This is a genomic window from Fulvivirga ulvae (assembly GCF_021389975.1).
Lineage (GTDB): Bacteria > Bacteroidota > Bacteroidia > Cytophagales > Cyclobacteriaceae > Fulvivirga > Fulvivirga ulvae.
On record NZ_CP089981.1, the window covers coordinates 1224048 to 1241884 of the forward strand.

The window sequence follows — 17837 nt, forward strand, 5'->3', positions numbered from 1 at the left end:
AAACACATCATTTCTTACATTATAATCATATATAAAGTATGCCAAAAGGAGTTTACAATGTACCCCTTCCGAAAAATGAGCCCGTACTTACTTACGGACCGGGTTCATCAGAGAAAGCTAATTTGAAAAAAGCTATTGAGGAAGCGAGGTCTAAACAGGTTGATATCCCCATGTACATCGGTAGTGAGGAAGTCAGGACTGACAAAAAATTACCGCTAAACCCTCCTCATGATCATCAGCACGTGCTGGGTTATTTCCATGAAGGAGATTCGTCACATGTACAGCAAGCCATTGATGCAGCTTTAGGTGCTAAGGAAGCATGGGCAGAGCTGGCCTGGGAACACAGAGCCAGCATATTCTTAAAAGCTGCAGATCTTCTGGCTGGCCCGTACCGTGCAAAGATCAACGCAGCTACTATGCTCGGACAATCTAAAAATGCTTTCCAGGCCGAGATTGACTCTGCCTGTGAGTTGATTGACTTCCTGCGTTTCAATGCACATTACATGTCGCAGATCTATCAGGATCAGCCCGAATCATCTCCAGGTGTATGGAACAGGCTTGAGTACCGTCCTTTGGAAGGTTTCATCTTTGCCATCACACCATTTAACTTTACTGCCATTGCCGGAAACCTTCCCGCTTCAGCAGCATTGATGGGTAATACCGTAGTTTGGAAGCCTGCTTATACCCAAATCTACTCTGCGCAGGTAATTATGGAGGTGTTCAAAGAAGCCGGTTTGCCTGATGGCGTTATCAACCTGATCTATGTTGACGGACCTGCTGCCGGTGATGTGGTATTTAACCACCCTGATTTTGCAGGCTTGCATTTTACAGGAAGTACAGGCGTATTCCGTCACCTGTGGAAAACGATTGGCCAGAACATCGAAAAATATAAAACCTACCCAAGAATTGTAGGCGAAACCGGTGGTAAGGACTTCATCGTGGCACATAAATCTGCCAATGCCAAAGAACTGGCGACAGCTATAGTAAGAGGTTCATTCGAATTCCAGGGACAAAAATGTTCGGCAGCTTCCAGAGTATATGTGCCTTCAAACCTTTGGACTGATGTGAAAAAGTATATCCAGGAAGATCTGAAAGATATCAAAATGGGCGGAACAGAAGATTTCAGCAACTTTGTAAATGCTGTTATCGATGAGAAAGCTTTTGATAAAATTGCAGGATATATCGATCATGCTAAAAATGAAGACATGAGTGAGATCATTGCAGGTGGCGGGTATGACAAATCCAAAGGATACTTCATTGAGCCTACTGTAGTAGTTACTAAAGACCCTAAAGCAAAAACACTCTGCGAAGAAATCTTCGGGCCGGTAGTTACAATCTATGTATATCAGGAAGAGCGATTTGAAGAAACACTGGAACTAGTCAACAGTACCTCTCCATATGCACTTACTGGTTCTATCATATCCAAAGATAGGTATGCCGTAGAACTGGCTTCAAAAAAACTGGTCAACGCTGCAGGTAACTTCTACATTAATGACAAACCTACAGGGGCTGTTGTGGGTCAGCAACCATTTGGTGGAAGCAGGGCTTCCGGCACCAATGACAAGGCCGGTTCTGCACTTAACCTTTTGCGTTGGGTATCTCCAAGAACAATTAAGGAAACCTTTGTACCACCAACAGATTACAAGTATCCTTTTCTTGAAGAAAAGTAAAATATAGCTGCGAAAGACAGTAAAGGCGAGGCACACACCTCGCCTTTTTAATGGCTCAGGCAGTATTTTACAAAAAGTTATGAAAATAAATCAAAAATGTTATTTTTGTATCCGTGTAAGTTTTGTGAAGCAAGGAAACATTTAATACCCCATAACCCTTAGCCTGAATGCCACGATTTTCTTTGAGTAAGGTAGATAATTACCGTAATACACGATCTCCTCAAAATGACATTATCCGCATTAAATTCCCATCTGAACTAGTTGACACCAAGGAGGTTCAAAAAGAAGAACTGCTGGTATTTGTGGTTGATGATGATCCTCACTTTCTCCAGATCTTAAATACACATTTCAATAAGCTGGAGATCAAATCAGAAGCCGATAATCTGTATAAATTCAAAGTAAGAAATTTCGCTACGGGTAGAAGTTGCCTGGAAAACCTCCCTCTTAATCCGGATCTGATCCTGCTTAATTTTTATATTAACAAAGGTCTGCCCAATGCACTAACCGGGCAAGAGACCCTGGAAAAAATATCGGAAGCCAATCCAAATCAAAAGGTACTGATCCTCAACGACATTGATATCAACCTTAGAGATGCCTTTGTTGAAAACGGCCTTCGCGACTATATCATTAAAGATAATGAAGCTCTGATGGAGCTTAACCGGTTGGTTATTGATATTCTTAATCATTGAGCGACCGATCATTAAATCAATTCACAGTATTTTGATTTCTCTCTCCACATAAGAGTTAAAGGGATGGGAATTTAAACCCAAACCTCTCCGTAGAAATACAAGTAAGAAGGTGTAGCTTTGGCTTTCCCGATGGGATCGTCGCCCCACCTGCCGGAGCTGTATTCAGACAATCTTTTTGACTAAAGCCTATGAGCAATCACGTTAAGCCGTCATTCTTTCATTACTTCGTAGCCATTGCCACATTTCTCACCGTAGCCATGCTGAGCTACCCGTTGTATGACCATGACCATACATTGCTCGCCATTTTCATCCCTGTGGCCTTGTTTATAGCATATCTTGTCTTTCGCAGCTTAACCCGAAGAATAAGGAGAAAGGCCAAAGCACTACAAGAGCACTTCCCCGACACATGGAAAGAGTTGTTAATTAAAAATGTGAAATTTTACAGGGAGCTTTCACCCGATAAAAAGGTACTCTTCGAAAGAAAAGTTTACCTCTTTCTGGCTGAGAAACGTATTACCGGCATCGATACTGAAGTAGACGACCTGGACCGCTTGTTAGTAGCCAGCAGCGCCGTCATACCCATCTTTGCCTTTCCCGAATGGGAATACAACCATCTGGATGAAGTACTGCTATACCCCAATTCCTTTAACAGTAACTATGAAACCGCCGGAGATGACAGGTCAATATCTGGCATGGTAGGTAATGGTATTATGAATGGGAAGATGATATTGTCTAAGATAGACCTTCATTTCGGGTTTGAACATCCGCAACACAAAAGAAATGTGGGCATTCACGAGTTTATCCACCTGCTTGACGAGTCAGATGGCAATATTGACGGTATTCCCGATGCCCTGATGGAGCACAGGTATGCAGAACCATGGCTCCGCATAATGCACCAGGAGATGCAGAAAATAAAAAGCAATCAATCAGATATTAACCCATACGGAGCCACTTCTGAGGAAGAATTCCTACCTGTAGCCAGTGAATACTTCTTCCAAAGACCGGAACTGTTTAAAAGCAAGCATCCCGAGCTATACAATCTGCTAAACAGAATATTCCATCAAAGCCCAAAGATATCATAAAGAAGACGTCCTCACAGTTATCCTTAAGAACACTTCAATCGGTTTATGGTCATTATTTGTCTTCTAAACACATGAAATTTCACCCAAACCGGTAAAATCCTATCTGACCTGTCACTCTCTGGAGTCACCTTGGCATGCTTTTTACATAATTCATTTATAAAGCACTATTAACAGGATTTCGATACCAACCGGAATCCATAACCAGTTTGATCATGGAAGAGCAAAAAATAAAAAGCAGTGGTATCAAGAAAACATACACGGTCAAAGAAGATGAATCTCTTACTATCATAGCGAGAGAGTTTTATGGCAACCCTTCACTTTGGAAGCATATTTATGAAGCCAATATTGACAAGATTAAGGATCCTAATGACCTTCAGGCCGGTCAGAAGTTGATAATACCAAACCTTCCCAAATAGATTGAAAGGTTTAATACAGTGTGGAAGAAGAACTCCACATGTGAGAATGATATTACACTAAGAGCGTAGGCATATGACGAGAAGGAGGGGAAAATCTCCCGTTTTTTAGCATGGTATGCTTTTTAATATTCTAGAGCCTAAAGATAAAATTATATGCAACAGCCAGTATATGCCAGAGTTGAGGATGGGGAGCTTCATGGAACATTAAATGACACCCGAAACAATATAAAGTATAGAATGATGAAAGAAGCGATCCAGGGATATTATGACAACCACCTGGTACCTTCGGCCAATATGCCCTCTATCAGAGAGATCAATTACAGCATGGGGATTTTTTCTGAAATGGGAACCCGGGAAAGTGCCGGTGCACTATCCAATAGCCTTAATCAGTTTATTGAAGATATAGAAGACAGGCCGGAGTGCAACTCCTACTTCGCCATTTTTGACGAAGTAGATATTGAAGATGAAGAACATTTTCAACTGCTGCTGTGGACACAATTGCAATACGTTCCAGGCAATACCTTGGAGCACATCTCTCAAAATGATCATGAAATGCTCATGCCAGGTGAATCTGATTTTTGCATCACCCTCGCAGGCCGTCCATTACACGTCATTTGCCTGCACCCTCAAAGCAACCAAAAAGTAAGAAGATTCCCCTGGCCTGTATTGATTTTCAGAACCATCGGGAAGGACTCGTAATTTACAGTTTACTGTTCACTTGCACCGTTTAGTATTACGAACCTGCATTGCGGGGAGCACCCTGCGGCCACCTCCCTCGAGGGAGGAATAGTGCGGTGTAAGGGTTTAGTAGCTAATTCTTTATGAAATAAGAATTATGCCAGGGCATTCGGTGGGTGTTACAGGTTGCCGGCCAAATAACTACGCAGGATCAAAGGTGCACGATCCCCTTGAGGGGACTACAGGGGTGTTTTTTCATTTAGAAAAGGAATTTCTTCCTTCGATCAAATAGACGCAGATTCTATTCGAGAGACTACAGCTTGGAAAATCCTATAAGAGTATCCTCCAGGAAAAAGATTGATTTTCAAAACCCATTTATCGAACCGTTTCCGGTTCTTAAAACCGCACTCAGATAAGTAAAAAACGTTCAAAAACAAAAAAGCCCGACTTTCGTCAGGCTTTTGCTCCCCCTCTTGGGCTCGAACCAAGGACCTACTGATTAACAGTCAGCCGCTCTAACCAACTGAGCTAAGGGGGAATGTTTAAATATGTTTCCCTCATTTGGGTGTGCAATATTAGAACTTCGAATTAAAATATGCAAAAAATAATTTCTAAAAATTTAAAGAAATTTTCAGCACCCTTTCAAAACGTCAAATTAGGACATAAAAATAGATTAACGTAAAGGCTGATAAGAAGATCAGTCCTCCTATTGCCAGAAGTTTTAACCATTTTGGTGGCACAAAATCTCCGGTTATGTCCTTCGAGAATATAACTTTATAGTTCAGAAATGCAGCCAACGGTGCGATCACAAATGACACTACTGTTGCCAGGTCTACAAGGCTTTTAAGATTATTTAAAAACTGGGATATAACTAAAAAGGAACCAACTGCGATCAGCACGACCCAGTAGAAGTAGCCGACTTTCTTTTTCCCGTCAAAAATCAGTTTGACAATGCGCTCCATAGTTCGCCCATAGCCATCAAGCACAGTAATTGATGTGCTAAACATCGTGCTAAAAGCAGCCACGGCAATGATAAAATAACTCCAGGGACCGATAGAAGAAGTGTACATTCCTAATAACTGTCCGGCAAATGCAGGCGCGCTATTGGACATCTCAATGCCACTGCCGTACATAACCAATGCGCCGAGGGATAAAAATATAACGGCCAGCAGGGCAGTAATGGAGTAGCCAATATTAAAATCGAGCAGCGTCTCTTTCAAAGTAGGTTTATATCCGGTTTGTTTGATCCTGGCTTCTGCCCAGAGGCCTGTCCAGGTCGACATATCTACCGCCGTTGGCATCCATCCCATCAGTGCTATTAGGAATATCAATCCGCTGGCACTGTTCAGCTCTTTGGGGACAAACCCCTCTACAGGTTCCGGGCGACCTTTTGCGAAAGCTACAACAACGGCCGTAATGGTGGAGATCAGCAGCACGACGCTTACGATTTTCAGGAGGCTGTCCAGGGCACCGTACCTGCCACTGCCCAGCACAATGATGCAAACACCAAAAATGATCGCTGCCCACCAATTGGTAGTAAGTTCAAAGCCCATAAGGTTGCTTAGCAGGCCTGCAGCCACAAAGGTCACCGCGGCACTCACAATAAACATGGTAACAAGGGTCATGATCCCATAAACCCATAAGATCCACTTACCTACTTTGGCATAGCCATCAAGTATACTTAGCCCGGTAGCACCAGTATAGCGAGAAGAAAATTCGAAAAAAGGATATTTAAACAGGTTGGCCGCAATAACAGCTATGAGTAATGCGAAGCCATAATCAGCTCCCGCACGGGTAGACTGCACCAGGTGAGACACACCAATGCACATTCCGGCAAATACAATCCCCGGCCCTAACGTCTTTAAAAAATTCCTGACCTTATCGTTCATGTTTTAGCAATTAGCGGCACAATATATAAAATTCCTTTTCTAAAACTAAATAGTCAAAACAAGACAAATTGACATTAATATCGTAAGTCATTATGAAAATTAATGACATTGTGTCTTATTTATTTGAATTTTGAGGGCAAAATCCGGTCTGGTACAATTTTCAATTGTGTAGAGTTAAAGTGAAACAAAAACATAAAACTTAAATTTATAAAGCCATGACATTAGTAAGATACAACCCATTAAACGACTTTGTACCAGGTACTTTTGGTGATTTGATCGAGAGTGTTTTAAGAGACAAAACAAACGGTAGTGCCAACTTCAAACCGGCAGTAGATATCTTCAAAGGAGAAAAAGAAATTGAGCTGCAACTTATTGTTCCCGGTATGAAAAAAGAAGATTTTAGCATTAACCTGGAGAACAATGTGCTTGAAATAAGTGGTGAAAGGATTTTAAAAGATGAGTTGAAAGAGAAGCTTCAAAAGCAAGAGTCTAACTACGGCAAATTCAGAAGGGCCTTTACACTTTCCGAAGACATCAACCAAGAGAGCATCAGTGCCAACTATGCTGATGGCATCCTGACCATTAAACTGCCCCTGACAGAGAAGAAAGAAACAAAGAGTATGATCAAAGTTAGCTAAGTGAAGTTGGAGAACAGACAAAAAAAAGAGGCTTCGTAGCCTCTTTTTTTTATTCATTTCTGATAATACTATTCATTTAACCTGTTTCTAAGCAGGAACTCTACATATGCATCTCTGTAGCTTTCCACTTCAGGCGCCAGTTTTATGGCTTCCTCATAGCTGGTCAGGGCATCTATAAGGAGGTTGTTCTCTTCATAAAATCCTGCAAGGATATATTTATTGAGCGCTGTTTCCTGCTTGACATCAGACATAAGGTCATTTAGCGTGGCTTTTACACGCTCAGCATCTGCCTGAGGCAGACGTTTGATAGCATAAGTACCTGATTTCACTTCAGCATCACCTTTTGATGCTACTGACAACAACACCACATTCTCTTTGGAAATCTTGTCATCAGTCAGATCCAGCTCTATATTGGGGTCTTTGGTTTCGATAGAAAGCAGGACGTCGTCAAACATATTTTTCAAGGTAACAATGTAAGTATTCTGACCATCAAGAGAATCCCATCTGATTATAGCATTGTCATTAAACACCCCTACCGAGCTGGGCATGAAAACCTGAATAGCATCACTACTACCTCTATGTACGGCTCCGGTGGCACTCAATCTGTTTTTCTTTCCTTCGGCCGACATTTTACTTAATACAAAATCAGCATACTTACTGGCTACGCTTGACCCTCCTGTACTTACTTTAGCTGCTAGGTCTGTAATTTTATGATTCCCCGGTGCTTTCAATTCCAGAGTCTTTCCGCTCGCATGCACCAAACCCAGATAGGCATTTTCTGAAATAATAAGCTCATCTCCATCCTGCAGTGAGGCTCCGGTTTTAAGCGCTTGCCATTCTGATCCCGATTTTACCTTATTCGCTCCTTTGTTGGCAAGTACTTTAAAAGTATAGCCTTGTCCAAAGGTAGTCCCCACTGTAAAAATGAGCATGAACGTTAAAACAAATACATTCTTTTCCATGAGTTTAAATTGATTTTGATAATCTGAATGGAAACCCGGAGGCATCCAACGTGTTGATTTAAAAATTTTACGATTTTAGTAATAAATAAGATTATTTAAATACCATATACTTTTATACCCTTTTACGGCGAATGGTAAACAGTTGTTTCCGACTTTCTTTGTTAAACAGGTTTTTAACCACACCATAAAAGACCTCAAGTCCGTCTCCCGCCAAAGCGATCGCAGCAAGTGTAATTACCAAATTTAGCTTAAAACTGTATTCACTGAAAACAATTACCATTAAAAATATAATAAGCATTATCTCTGCCAATTGCACCAGTTTGGTAATGCCATCATACCAGTCCGGGACCTTGAAATAAACATAAGAAAATAGCGCTACATTAAGGAAACATATCAATATAGCCACAATTATGCCTATACCTTCTTTATCCGTCAACTCATCGACATAGTCCTCCTTTAAGATCATAGAGACAATATTAGCATGAACCACCACGCCATACATATCCGGATTGGCTTTACCTGCATAGTTTTTATTCAAAGGCGTAAAAAACTTATCATCCCAGGAGGTATCGAAAAAATTCTCCCCCATAAACCCAAAAAGCACGATTTTACCCTTGATCATTTCCGGAACGAAGTTTTCGCTAAACACATCATCCACATCAAGGGCGTAAAACATATTGGGATAACCTGTACGCCCAAAGAAATCCACAAGGTTGCCCCTGTAGTTAATTATTTCCGTGGGTTTATTCCGTTGCTTGAGTTCTTTCACTTTTACCGGATCATATAATTCGGCTACCTGAACGGCAAAAGCCACATGTTCTTTTCCATTAACTATCCGCCTGGTAGGGAAGGCTCGGCAGGTTTTATAATCTTCCTGATTTTCAGCGTCGGTATCAAGGTTAGCAAAGGCCTGATATGCATCCTTACGAAATAAATCATGCGAGACTTCCAGGGAATCATAGATATCATCGCCCTCACGCAACACTTTCAGGGAATCTGACTGAAGCAGTTTGGTAACCATCACCAGGTTTTCCACCTCTGAAAATGCATTGCTAAGGGCAAGGTCACCTAACGTATCTGCACTTCTGAAATTGAAAAAGCTGTCAAAACCTACTACGGCTGGTTTATATTGGTTAATGATCTGAAGTTGCCGGGCTATTTCGGCCCTGCTCAGCATGCCTATATTAATAATAACAATGTTAGTATCCGGAACCGGGTCTTCCCTGAGTTGAGAAAAAGCCACATCGGTCATCTCCATATCGTCCAATGCTTCACCCACCGGATCAAAGGCATCAAAGATCTGGAATTGGGAAACGTTGAAGATCACCCACATGATGCCAAAAATAAAGATAGTTCCCAGGATACAATCTATCCAGAATTTCCTTCCCATAGACACTGTTAGTTAATGTAAGTCGACCCAATTTTGGGCAACGCAATAGTAAAAATATAAATTTTAGGCAGTTTTAAGTAATATAATTTAAATTAATGCCTTGATTTGCTGCGTATGACTTCAAGACGGAAAAGACTGAGTGTAAACGAATATGTGGATGGTGTGCTCGCGGGCAATACCGTAGTTCTAAGCCGTACCATTACGTTGATCGAGAGCAATCTTGCGGGTGACCAGGCACTGGCCGAACAGGTGCTGATCAGGATCTTACCTTATACGGGCAACTCAAAGCGAATAGGCATTACTGGTGTACCCGGTGTCGGCAAAAGTACTTTTATAGAAGCCATGGGCCTGCATCTGGCAGAGATGGACAAAAAGCTGGCTGTACTGGCCGTAGACCCCAGCAGCCAAAGGAGTGGAGGGAGCATATTGGGCGACAAAACCCGCATGGAGCAGCTATCACACCATCGTAATGCCTATATCCGGCCTTCTGCCACTGGGGCATCGCTCGGAGGCGTGGCCAACAAAACCCGTGAGACTATGCTGCTGTGTGAGGCGGCCGGCTATAAAATCATCTTTATTGAAACGGTCGGGGTCGGCCAGTCTGAGGTTGCTGTTAAGGGTATGGTTGACTTCTTCTTGCTGCTGATGCTGGCAGGTGCCGGTGATGAGCTGCAGGGCATAAAAAAGGGGATTATGGAGATGGCGGATGCCATTGCCATTACCAAGGCTGACACGGACAATATTACTGCTTCAAAAAAGGCCAGGGCTGAATATCAGAATGCCTTACATTTATTTCCCCCTTCGGAAACAGACTGGTCTCCCAAAGTATTGACCTGCTCAGCCGTTACGCGGCAGGGTCTGGACGATATCTGGAAAATGATTGAGGAGTATTTCAGCCATATGGGATCAGGCCTGGATCAGCTTCGCAAGCACCAGAACATCAACTGGATGCACGAAACCATAGGCTTTCTGCTAAAAAACAATTTTTACCACAAACCCGAAGTAGCCGAGCGTATACCTGAAATGGAGAAGCAGGTTGGTTTGGGTGAAATCACTCCCCAGGCAGCAGCAAGGGAGCTGATCAGATTATAGAAGCTCCTGAAACCAAAAGCTGGACTTCATTGGGGTGAGACCGCCGTCATCTTCTTTTTTGTTGTACTCGTAGCTTTTTTCCACCACATCGCCCAGGCGAAAATCAACTCGCTTACGAAACACCGGGCCAGCATAAACGAAAGTATGGAACTCACCATTTTCACCACAAGGGTCTACGCCATCTGCTAGACGGTTGAGCCATTCCGCATCGATCGTCTTTCCTACCTGCTCTTTGTCAAACATAGCGGCATTAGCGGCACATACCACCGTTCTAAAACCATCTGCCACAAACTCTTCGACCAGTTGTTGTGTGTCTTCTTTCCATATCGGATATACACCTTTCATGCCTGCCGAACTTAATTGTTTATCACGATAGGCCTTCAGGTCTTCAAGAAAAATGTCACCATACATGATGTGATTTATCCCTTCTTCTTTTTTGGCCATGCAGAAGTTTTTAATTACACGCTCATAGGCTTCATGTGAATTATCTTTGGGCAGGTAGATCTTTTCCAGAGGAATGCCAAGGGCCTCAGCCTGGACTTCAATCAAATGTTCGTGCACTCCATGCAAGCCAACCCTTTTTAATTCGGAGTCAAAAACAGTATGCAGGCTTCTGATATCGTATGCCCCGGTCTCCATGACACGGAATAAGGCATAAGCAGAGTCTTTTCCTCCGCTCCAGCTAATAGTTATTGGTGTTTTAGGCATTTGATCTTATCAATTACTTGTAAAAACCTGTTCATTCAACTCCACTTTTACCACATCTCCGTAGGTTAATGGTCTTTCAAAGGCTCTTGTCAAGGGCAGGCCTTCTACATGGCAGAGAACGATCCGGATAACCACGCTGTGCGTGATTACGGCCACTCGTTTATAATCTTTAGCTACCAGCTCTGAAAAAAAAGCTTTGACCCGCTCATTCATTGCCGCCATGCTTTCACCCGATGGCACGGTAACATTAACAAAATCTTTCATCCACGGGTCAATATGTGCTTTGGGGATGTCATCCCACTTTTTCATTTCCCAGTCGCCGAAGTTAAACTCCATCAACCGGTGGTCAGTGGAAAAATCCTCAGTAAGGTGCATGGTAAGGTGCATGCATCGTTTCAGGGGACTCGTATAATAGGCATCAAACTGGCCTGGCAGCTTTCCAGCCACGGTTTGGAACTCCTCTTGCCAGGTCTCTACCAGATCAAGGTCGGACTGACCATAGCAAACTCCTTTTTCTATGTGTGGGGTGGTATGTCGGATCAGATAAACTTCCATAAAACAAACATTGAAAGATAGAAAATTATTTCTGTTACCTGTTGCGTAGCTCCGAGGCAATCGCCGGTATATCCTTCAATCCACTTATAAAAATAACGATACAAAAACCAGGTAGCCAGCAGAACAGGAAAAAGTATGAGCCAATACCACGGGCTCTGTAGCCGTATTATGGGCAACAACCCTATAACAATGGCAACCACAAAATTGATTGCCGATAATTTTTTGGCCACAGGTTTTACTTTGCTGCTGGCATCTTCCCTTGAATATTCACCAAAGTATATTATAAAAACAGGCGCCAGCCTGCTTACGGTATGCGCAGCGATCAATATGCCGAAAAGCAGCCCTGTTTGCACTTGTTGCGCTATGGCTGAAACCAGCGAGAATTTCATCAGTAAAATGAGTGCAAGCCCCGTTACCCCATACGCACCTATAAGGCTGTCTTTCATGATCGCAAGGATCTTTGATTTTGTCCAGCCTCCTCCAAATCCATCGCACACATCAGCGAAGCCATCTTCATGAAAAGCCCCGGTGATGAGTATACCTGTAACCATAGATAATATAACGGCTACCGATGCCGGAAAAATGAACATAGCCAGCCACAGCACCAGAGCCGATGCGCTACCGACCAGCCACCCGATCAAGGGAAAATATTTTGTGCACTGATTGAGGTATTCTGCCGAATGATCCACCCATTTCGGGCATGGGATACGGGTATAGAACATCAGCGCGGTAAAAAACAGCCGGACTTCGTGTTTCATACCGGCTTCACTTCGTCTTTTTCAGAAACGCCGGCCTCCTCAAAAGAGGCCATTTCATTGAGAAAATTAACGGCTGACTGAATTACCGGATAGGCCACTGCCGCACCTGTACCCTCACCAAGCCTCATATTGAGATGAAGAATAGGTTTTGCATCCAGGAAATCAAGGGCCTTTTTATGGCCGGGTTCTTCAGAAACGTGGCAGAAGATGGCATAATCAAGTATAGCAGGCTGTAGCGCATGCGCCACCAGAAAAGCTGATGTGGCTATAAAACCATCTACCAGTACTACCATACCCAGCTCAGCGGCCTTCATCATGGCGCCGGCCATCATCGCGATCTCGAACCCTCCGAATGTGGTCAGTATATCTATGCTGTCACTTTCGGGTGATAGTCTGTGAAAGTTCAGGGCATTTTGAAGTATATCTATCTTTTTCTGCCACTGGGACTCGTTCAAACCTGTTCCTTTGCCCACACAATCTGCCAAAGGCAACTGGCAAAGCAGGCTGGTGAGCATGCTGGCTGAGGATGTGTTGCCAATGCCCATCTCACCAAAGCCAATAATGTTGCTGCCGGACTGGGAAATTTTAAAGGTCACTTCCTCTCCTGACTTAAAGGCCTGTCCGCATGCTTCCAGGCTCATGGCCTTCTCTGACAAAAAGCTGGCAGTGCCTTTTCCAACCGGTTTTTGTATAAGGTTAGGGTAATCGGGAAGGTCTGCATTAACGCCCGCATCTACAATGTGTAGCTCAATATTGTGCTGTTTGCAAAATACATTAATGGCAGCACCTCCATGAAGGAAATTCTGTACCATCTGTACGGTTACCTCCTGCGGAAAAGCACTGACCCCCTCCCGCGCTATGCCATGATCGGCTGCAAATACTACCATACCCGGCTTTGTCAAATGCGGTGCATCCGTTTGCTGGATAAGAGCTACCCGAAGTGCGATTTCCTCCAGGGCACCCAACGCTCCCAGTGGCTTGGTTTTGTGGTCTATTTTATGCTGAATTTTGCTCAGTATCTCGCGGTTGCATGGTTTTATACTTGCCATATCATTTAACTTTTAAAGGGATTCCTGAAACCATAAAGTACGCTTCCGTTGCATTTGCTGCAATAAATTGATTGATCCAGCCCTGGCACTCCACAAAATCGCGCCCGGCCTTGGTACTGGCATGCAGGCCCATGCCCAGCTCATTTGTAATGATGATCAGTACGCCTTGATAATCAAAAAGCTTAGCCACCTCTGCTCTCGCCTCTTTCATTATGGCTTCTTTATCGCCTTTGTATTTTGAAAAGTAATTGGTGAGCCATAGCGTAATACAGTCTACTACCACTACTCCATGTTCAGGCAATACCTTTGCAAGCTCAAACTGCTCTTCGATATTCGTCCAACGCTCATCCCGCTCCTGCTTGTGCCGCTTCACCCTTTCTTCAAAATCATCGTCCCAGATCTTGGAGGTTGCCAGGTAATAGGGTGTATCTGTTTTGGAAAGTGCCAGCTCCTGAGCATACCTGCTCTTCCCACTCCTTTCCCCGCCTGATATGAAAATGATCATTTTTTCTTCTTTTTAAAACCATAGGGACAATGCCTGCACCCACTCTGGCAGCAATAACCCCGTTTGAGGTGATAGGCCTCAGTGAATACATACAAGCCATTTTCAATGTAATACATCGGCTCTTCCTCCTTGCTCCCCTTCCCGCTTTGCATTACAGTACGCTCACCGGTTTTTTATCATCATCAATAGCCACAAAGGTGAATTCACCCTGAATAGCATTCTCCCTGTCTTCACTGTACATCTGCTCAATGAAAATATCAACCTGCACTTTCAGGCTTGTTTTACCCACATGGGATACCGTACCGATCAGCTCGACCAATGTGCCTGCCGGTATAGGATGTTTAAAATCCACTCGTTCTGAAGAAACAGTAACTACACGCTTCCGGGAAAACCGGGTGGCCGTAATAAAAGCCACTTCGTCCATCAGTTGCAATGCCGTACCTCCAAATAGGGTATCGTAATGGTTGGTGGTGTTGGGAAAAACAGCTTTGAAAATTGAGGTTTTCGATTTTTCTATTCTTGTGGCAATATCGGTCATATAATCATTGGTTAGTTGTAAACCCATTCTATAGAAGCCTTAATTACTTCATGCCCACAAACTTAATCCAAATAGGATTGATAAAAGCAGGGTATTAAAGCCTCTACAAAATGTCTCTGGTTTATCTTAATTATTTAAATGCGCATCCGTTAGGTGCAATACCTGCAGTGTATTGGTCGATCAGCTTACCTGTATTATCATATCGGTAGACTGTACCGGCCGAGCTAAAGTTAGGAGCCTCAGTTCCAATCACATTGTCGGTTGAAGGGTCGACAGAAAGGCCATAAAAGGACTTATCGATAAATGGTGAAGCGGGTAACTCAGTGGCGTCGATGCTCATGGTATATACTGCACCTGAATAGTTGAAATAGAGCTGGTCTGCTGCATTGTTCATCACCAGTCTGCCAAGCCCCGTATATACGCTGGCTGCATCTAACTTCAGGGCTACTTCATCATTTACAATTTTAGCAAGGAAAGCAGGGGTGCTGTTGGCCTCATCCACTGACCAGTCAGGATTGTAAACTGTCTTGCCACTACCTGTTACCCAAATATTATTGTTTCGGTCTACTTTCAATGCTGAAGGATTATCCCCAACAGTAATGCTACCAACAACCTGGTCGGTATTAATATCAACGATCACAACTTTATTGTCGTATCCCCAGCCTCCGTTGTTGGCTACATATATTTTATTTCCTAACCTGACCATTTCATTAGCTCCCTGGCCAACGTCAATGGTTTTGGTAACTTCAAGAGCATTCAGGTCGATAACTTTAACCGTTCCTGTTACGCCGTCTGCACCCCAATCCGTTACATAGCCCTTATTTTGGTCTATACCAAGAAAATACCGTGGGGAAACTATCCCTGCATCCTTGTTAATTGTTCCCAATGAACCGAAATTCTCAGCATTAATAACCTCAATCTTACCTGAGTTTTGAACTACAATATAACCATTACCATTATAGATGCTCATTGATTGCGCCTGATCCCCCAAGGGCCTTTCCGCATTTTCAAGAAATACATCATTGATCATAGTATTGGTAGCCTTGTCAAAATATGAAAGGCTGGCGTCGCCATTGCCAAATCCGCCTTCATTGATCACAAAAAAGCCTTCCTGACCAGGCAATGGCCCCACACTGTCATCATCAGAACATGACGCGAACAAGCTGGAGGTGGCCACTAAAAGGCCAAATAATACGCGTTTTAAAAACTGGTTTTTCATTTTGGTTTATTCTCTAATTAAATTGATATATGATACTTAAATGATAGTTCCTTCGTGGCATAGGCCGTGCATTACGGATCTCATAGTCTTCGTTAAAGGCATTTTTTACCTGACCTGAGATTCTTAATGTATGTTTTTGAGATAACAAGAACTTATAAGAAGCTGAAACTCCGGTCAGTGTGTAAGGGTCTATTGATCTTCTATTATCTCCGGTAACATATTGCTCGCCTATATAGAGCTGGTTTATTCCTAATGTGAAATGTGCATGGACTAAATTCAGCGAAGCCTTCCCTTGATGCAAAGGCGTATAGATTACCTGTTTATCCAATTCTTGTAGATTACCGCCCTCACTGATCTCCTGCTTGGTGGATTTTGTATAACTATAATTGCCCCAAAACTGTAGCTTCCAGTCGTCTGACAGTCTGTATCCATATTTTAAAATAAGCTCTGCCCCTCGTGCCCAGATTTTCTGCACATTGACCGGGCTCCATACTGATTCTACTTCCACCCACTGAATCCATTGTGAAATGGTATTACTATAGCCTGTTAATTCAACGGAAAGTTGTGAGTTACCAAACCGCTTTTCAGATAATATACCCAGTTCCGTACTCCACCCCAGCTCGGGTTCCAGATCAGGGTTACCAACTGCTCCGGCCCCTTTCCAGTACAGGTCATTGAAAGTAGGGATTCGATAGCTGCGGGCCACCTTTGATTTCAAAGAGAAGTCGTTATTTAGCGAGTAGTTCAATCCCAGGGAGGGCATCACTGGTGAAAGGTCACCATCACTCAATGTCTCCCTCAAGCCCAGGTTGGCCTCCAGCCTTTCCGCAAATAGCCTTTTGGCTGAAACATACAGGCCTGTCTGGTTTCTGGAAGGTATTTCACCTGCATAACTGTCCACCTCCGCCTGATCGTAAGTGTTGTTTATACCTGCATCGAGCCATGTAGATTTATCCAGTTTATAAGTAGCTTCAATCTCACTGACCCATGACAGGGATTGTGTGGTGGACACTTCGGTTAATTTGTCGTCGTAGTCCAGGTGGTGGACCAATAAAGCCGATTGTCCGCGGAACATCCTTTTACTGTTTTGGCTCTTCCACTTTAAAACCGCTCTGTGAAATTCATCAGCCTGGGTTTCCCTTGCATCACCTGAGGCAGAAGCCGGGTCCGGAATATGTACCAGGTTGTCCTGATACCAATATTTCAGGCTTATATCACTGTTTCCATTGAGTTGGTAGTATAATTCTGACAATATACCATGCTGATCGATGGAGGCATTGTTTTGCTCCTCTTCCCGGGTTGTGTAACGGTTGAAATAGGTAAAATCATTGTCGGCATGGTTCACAAAGCCACGTATAGATGCCCGCACTTTTTGATGTTTCCAGTTGACATTCGCGCCCGTATAGGTACTGCCAAAACTGCCTATTTGCTGAAATATCTTACCACCAAAGCCTTCCTGCATTGCAGCCTCCGTACCAAGATGAATGGCCCCACCCAGGGTACCCGAGCCGAAAAGGGACCCTGCACCACCATACTGGAGAGATACGTCATCCACAAAGCTTACTGGCATTAAAGTGAGGTCAAGGCTACCGTTGGTCGGACTTTGCAGGTTTATACCTTCCCAAAAAACAGCAGTATGATTACTTCCAGTGCCTCTTACAGAAGGAGTTGAAAGTCCACTCACACCATAAGACCTGATATTGGCTCCTGACAAATTGGTCAATAACTCAGACAGGTTACTGTACTCCGTAGCTTCTCTCTGTACAGGTGAAATTTTCTCCACCTTTTCACCAATGGTAAACTTCTCCAGACGCGTTCCCTCAATGCTGATCTCATCCAGAACCAACGCCGTGGTATCTTCCTGGGCAGCCACATGCTGAACGAAGATGCCTGTAACCAAAGGTAATAATAGAATTCGCAGATAACTCATTCGACAACGTGTTAATGAGCCTTAAATAGAAGCCATTAAGAAATGGGCGAAATGATGGATAACATAGCG

The 17837-nt window shown here is 43.4% G+C and carries 19 protein-coding genes and 1 tRNA gene; 7 read left to right on the forward strand and 13 right to left on the reverse strand.

Going from position 1 to position 17837, the window contains the following annotated elements; translation table 11 throughout:
* Window positions 1–38 precede the first annotated feature (38 nt).
* From pruA to LVD17_RS05070, 5 genes are all read left to right on the forward strand, one after another.
* A complete protein-coding gene (gene pruA / locus LVD17_RS05050) occupies window positions 39–1670 on the forward strand; it encodes an L-glutamate gamma-semialdehyde dehydrogenase (protein WP_233765176.1) in 1632 nt (543 codons plus the stop codon).
* Window positions 1671–1837: 167 nt separating this feature from the next.
* Window positions 1838–2359: a response regulator gene (locus LVD17_RS05055; protein ID WP_233765177.1), complete on the forward strand. Its 522-nt coding sequence runs from the start codon at window positions 1838–1840 to the stop codon at window positions 2357–2359.
* 188 nt (window positions 2360–2547) lie between these two features.
* Window positions 2548–3441, forward strand: a complete 894-nt coding sequence (locus LVD17_RS05060) for a M90 family metallopeptidase (RefSeq protein ID WP_233765178.1) — start codon at window positions 2548–2550, stop codon at window positions 3439–3441.
* 212 nt (window positions 3442–3653) lie between these two features.
* Window positions 3654–3857, forward strand: coding sequence for a LysM peptidoglycan-binding domain-containing protein (locus LVD17_RS05065; protein WP_233765179.1), 204 nt, complete (start codon window positions 3654–3656; stop codon window positions 3855–3857).
* Between the two features lie 153 nt (window positions 3858–4010).
* Entirely contained in the window at window positions 4011–4556 is a 546-nt protein-coding gene (locus tag LVD17_RS05070) for a YqcI/YcgG family protein (RefSeq protein WP_233765180.1), read from the forward strand.
* A gap of 443 nt (window positions 4557–4999) precedes the next feature.
* On the opposite strand, the gene LVD17_RS05075 is transcribed toward LVD17_RS05070, so the two are convergent.
* Together LVD17_RS05075 and LVD17_RS05080 are read right to left on the reverse strand one after the other, a co-directional pair.
* Window positions 5000–5073, reverse strand: a tRNA-Asn gene (locus LVD17_RS05075).
* Between the two features lie 112 nt (window positions 5074–5185).
* Window positions 5186–6424, reverse strand: coding sequence for an Nramp family divalent metal transporter (locus LVD17_RS05080; RefSeq protein ID WP_233765181.1), 1239 nt, complete (start codon window positions 6422–6424; stop codon window positions 5186–5188).
* Window positions 6425–6639: 215 nt separating this feature from the next.
* Between LVD17_RS05080 and LVD17_RS05085 the strand changes: the two genes are divergently transcribed.
* Window positions 6640–7062: an Hsp20/alpha crystallin family protein gene (locus LVD17_RS05085; protein ID WP_233765182.1), complete on the forward strand. Its 423-nt coding sequence runs from the start codon at window positions 6640–6642 to the stop codon at window positions 7060–7062.
* Window positions 7063–7130: 68 nt separating this feature from the next.
* On the opposite strand, the gene LVD17_RS05090 is transcribed toward LVD17_RS05085, so the two are convergent.
* Window positions 7131–8024, reverse strand: a complete 894-nt coding sequence (locus LVD17_RS05090) for a hypothetical protein (protein WP_233765183.1) — start codon at window positions 8022–8024, stop codon at window positions 7131–7133.
* Window positions 8025–8136: 112 nt separating this feature from the next.
* A complete protein-coding gene (locus tag LVD17_RS05095; protein WP_233765184.1) occupies window positions 8137–9414 on the reverse strand; it encodes a CHASE2 domain-containing protein in 1278 nt (425 codons plus the stop codon).
* Window positions 9415–9528: 114 nt separating this feature from the next.
* Between LVD17_RS05095 and meaB the strand changes: the two genes are divergently transcribed.
* Entirely contained in the window at window positions 9529–10506 is a 978-nt protein-coding gene (meaB, locus tag LVD17_RS05100; protein WP_233765186.1) for a methylmalonyl Co-A mutase-associated GTPase MeaB, read from the forward strand.
* Here meaB and LVD17_RS05105 read toward each other — a convergent pair.
* From LVD17_RS05105 to LVD17_RS05145, 9 genes are all read right to left on the reverse strand, one after another.
* Complete coding sequence (locus LVD17_RS05105) at window positions 10501–11214, reverse strand: Dph6-related ATP pyrophosphatase (protein WP_233765187.1); 714 nt, start codon at window positions 11212–11214, stop codon at window positions 10501–10503. The genes meaB and LVD17_RS05105 overlap by 6 nt on opposite strands.
* A 9-nt stretch (window positions 11215–11223) precedes the next feature.
* Complete coding sequence (gene cobC / locus LVD17_RS05110; RefSeq protein WP_233765188.1) at window positions 11224–11769, reverse strand: alpha-ribazole phosphatase; 546 nt, start codon at window positions 11767–11769, stop codon at window positions 11224–11226.
* Window positions 11754–12527, reverse strand: a complete 774-nt coding sequence (locus LVD17_RS05115; RefSeq protein WP_233765189.1) for an adenosylcobinamide-GDP ribazoletransferase — start codon at window positions 12525–12527, stop codon at window positions 11754–11756. The genes cobC and LVD17_RS05115 overlap by 16 nt, the downstream gene beginning before the upstream one ends.
* The gene (cobT, locus tag LVD17_RS05120) at window positions 12524–13576 is read right to left on the reverse strand and encodes a nicotinate-nucleotide--dimethylbenzimidazole phosphoribosyltransferase (protein ID WP_233765190.1); all 1053 of its coding nucleotides are present in this window, start codon (window positions 13574–13576) and stop codon (window positions 12524–12526) included. Before cobT ends, LVD17_RS05115 begins: the two co-directional genes overlap by 4 nt.
* 1 nt (window position 13577) lies before the next feature.
* Complete coding sequence (locus LVD17_RS05125) at window positions 13578–14081, reverse strand: bifunctional adenosylcobinamide kinase/adenosylcobinamide-phosphate guanylyltransferase (RefSeq protein ID WP_233765191.1); 504 nt, start codon at window positions 14079–14081, stop codon at window positions 13578–13580.
* Entirely contained in the window at window positions 14078–14233 is a 156-nt protein-coding gene (locus tag LVD17_RS05130) for a C1orf53 family protein (protein ID WP_306415981.1), read from the reverse strand. The genes LVD17_RS05125 and LVD17_RS05130 overlap by 4 nt, the downstream gene beginning before the upstream one ends.
* Window positions 14233–14619 carry an acyl-CoA thioesterase gene (locus LVD17_RS05135; protein ID WP_155171126.1) on the reverse strand — a complete coding sequence of 129 codons (387 nt, stop codon included), beginning with the start codon at window positions 14617–14619 and terminating at the stop codon, window positions 14233–14235. The genes LVD17_RS05130 and LVD17_RS05135 overlap by 1 nt, the downstream gene beginning before the upstream one ends.
* A 130-nt stretch (window positions 14620–14749) precedes the next feature.
* A complete protein-coding gene (locus LVD17_RS05140) occupies window positions 14750–15838 on the reverse strand; it encodes a YncE family protein (RefSeq protein ID WP_233765192.1) in 1089 nt (362 codons plus the stop codon).
* A gap of 13 nt (window positions 15839–15851) precedes the next feature.
* A complete protein-coding gene (locus LVD17_RS05145) occupies window positions 15852–17768 on the reverse strand; it encodes a TonB-dependent receptor plug domain-containing protein (protein ID WP_233765194.1) in 1917 nt (638 codons plus the stop codon).
* Window positions 17769–17837 lie beyond the last annotated feature (69 nt).

Excerpts from the sequence above, each read along its gene's own strand:
- LVD17_RS05055 (WP_233765177.1), top strand. The coding sequence starts at position 1,838 with ATGCCACGATTTTCTTTGAGTAAGGTAGATAATTACCGTAATACACGA.
- cobT (WP_233765190.1), bottom strand. The coding sequence starts at position 13,576 with ATGGCAAGTATAAAACCATGCAACCGCGAGATACTGAGCAAAATTCAG.
- LVD17_RS05080 (WP_233765181.1), bottom strand. The coding sequence starts at position 6,424 with ATGAACGATAAGGTCAGGAATTTTTTAAAGACGTTAGGGCCGGGGATT.
- LVD17_RS05115 (WP_233765189.1), bottom strand. The coding sequence starts at position 12,527 with ATGAAACACGAAGTCCGGCTGTTTTTTACCGCGCTGATGTTCTATACC.
- LVD17_RS05070 (WP_233765180.1), top strand. The coding sequence starts at position 4,011 with ATGCAACAGCCAGTATATGCCAGAGTTGAGGATGGGGAGCTTCATGGA.
- LVD17_RS05130 (WP_306415981.1), bottom strand. The coding sequence starts at position 14,233 with ATGCAAAGCGGGAAGGGGAGCAAGGAGGAAGAGCCGATGTATTACATT.
- pruA (WP_233765176.1), top strand. The coding sequence starts at position 39 with ATGCCAAAAGGAGTTTACAATGTACCCCTTCCGAAAAATGAGCCCGTA.
- LVD17_RS05085 (WP_233765182.1), top strand. The coding sequence starts at position 6,640 with ATGACATTAGTAAGATACAACCCATTAAACGACTTTGTACCAGGTACT.
- LVD17_RS05125 (WP_233765191.1), bottom strand. The coding sequence starts at position 14,081 with ATGATCATTTTCATATCAGGCGGGGAAAGGAGTGGGAAGAGCAGGTAT.
- LVD17_RS05105 (WP_233765187.1), bottom strand. The coding sequence starts at position 11,214 with ATGCCTAAAACACCAATAACTATTAGCTGGAGCGGAGGAAAAGACTCT.
- LVD17_RS05145 (WP_233765194.1), bottom strand. The coding sequence starts at position 17,768 with ATGAGTTATCTGCGAATTCTATTATTACCTTTGGTTACAGGCATCTTC.
- LVD17_RS05065 (WP_233765179.1), top strand. The coding sequence starts at position 3,654 with ATGGAAGAGCAAAAAATAAAAAGCAGTGGTATCAAGAAAACATACACG.
- LVD17_RS05060 (WP_233765178.1), top strand. The coding sequence starts at position 2,548 with ATGAGCAATCACGTTAAGCCGTCATTCTTTCATTACTTCGTAGCCATT.
- LVD17_RS05140 (WP_233765192.1), bottom strand. The coding sequence starts at position 15,838 with ATGAAAAACCAGTTTTTAAAACGCGTATTATTTGGCCTTTTAGTGGCC.
- LVD17_RS05090 (WP_233765183.1), bottom strand. The coding sequence starts at position 8,024 with ATGGAAAAGAATGTATTTGTTTTAACGTTCATGCTCATTTTTACAGTG.
- meaB (WP_233765186.1), top strand. The coding sequence starts at position 9,529 with ATGACTTCAAGACGGAAAAGACTGAGTGTAAACGAATATGTGGATGGT.
- cobC (WP_233765188.1), bottom strand. The coding sequence starts at position 11,769 with ATGGAAGTTTATCTGATCCGACATACCACCCCACACATAGAAAAAGGA.
- LVD17_RS05095 (WP_233765184.1), bottom strand. The coding sequence starts at position 9,414 with ATGGGAAGGAAATTCTGGATAGATTGTATCCTGGGAACTATCTTTATT.
- LVD17_RS05135 (WP_155171126.1), bottom strand. The coding sequence starts at position 14,619 with ATGACCGATATTGCCACAAGAATAGAAAAATCGAAAACCTCAATTTTC.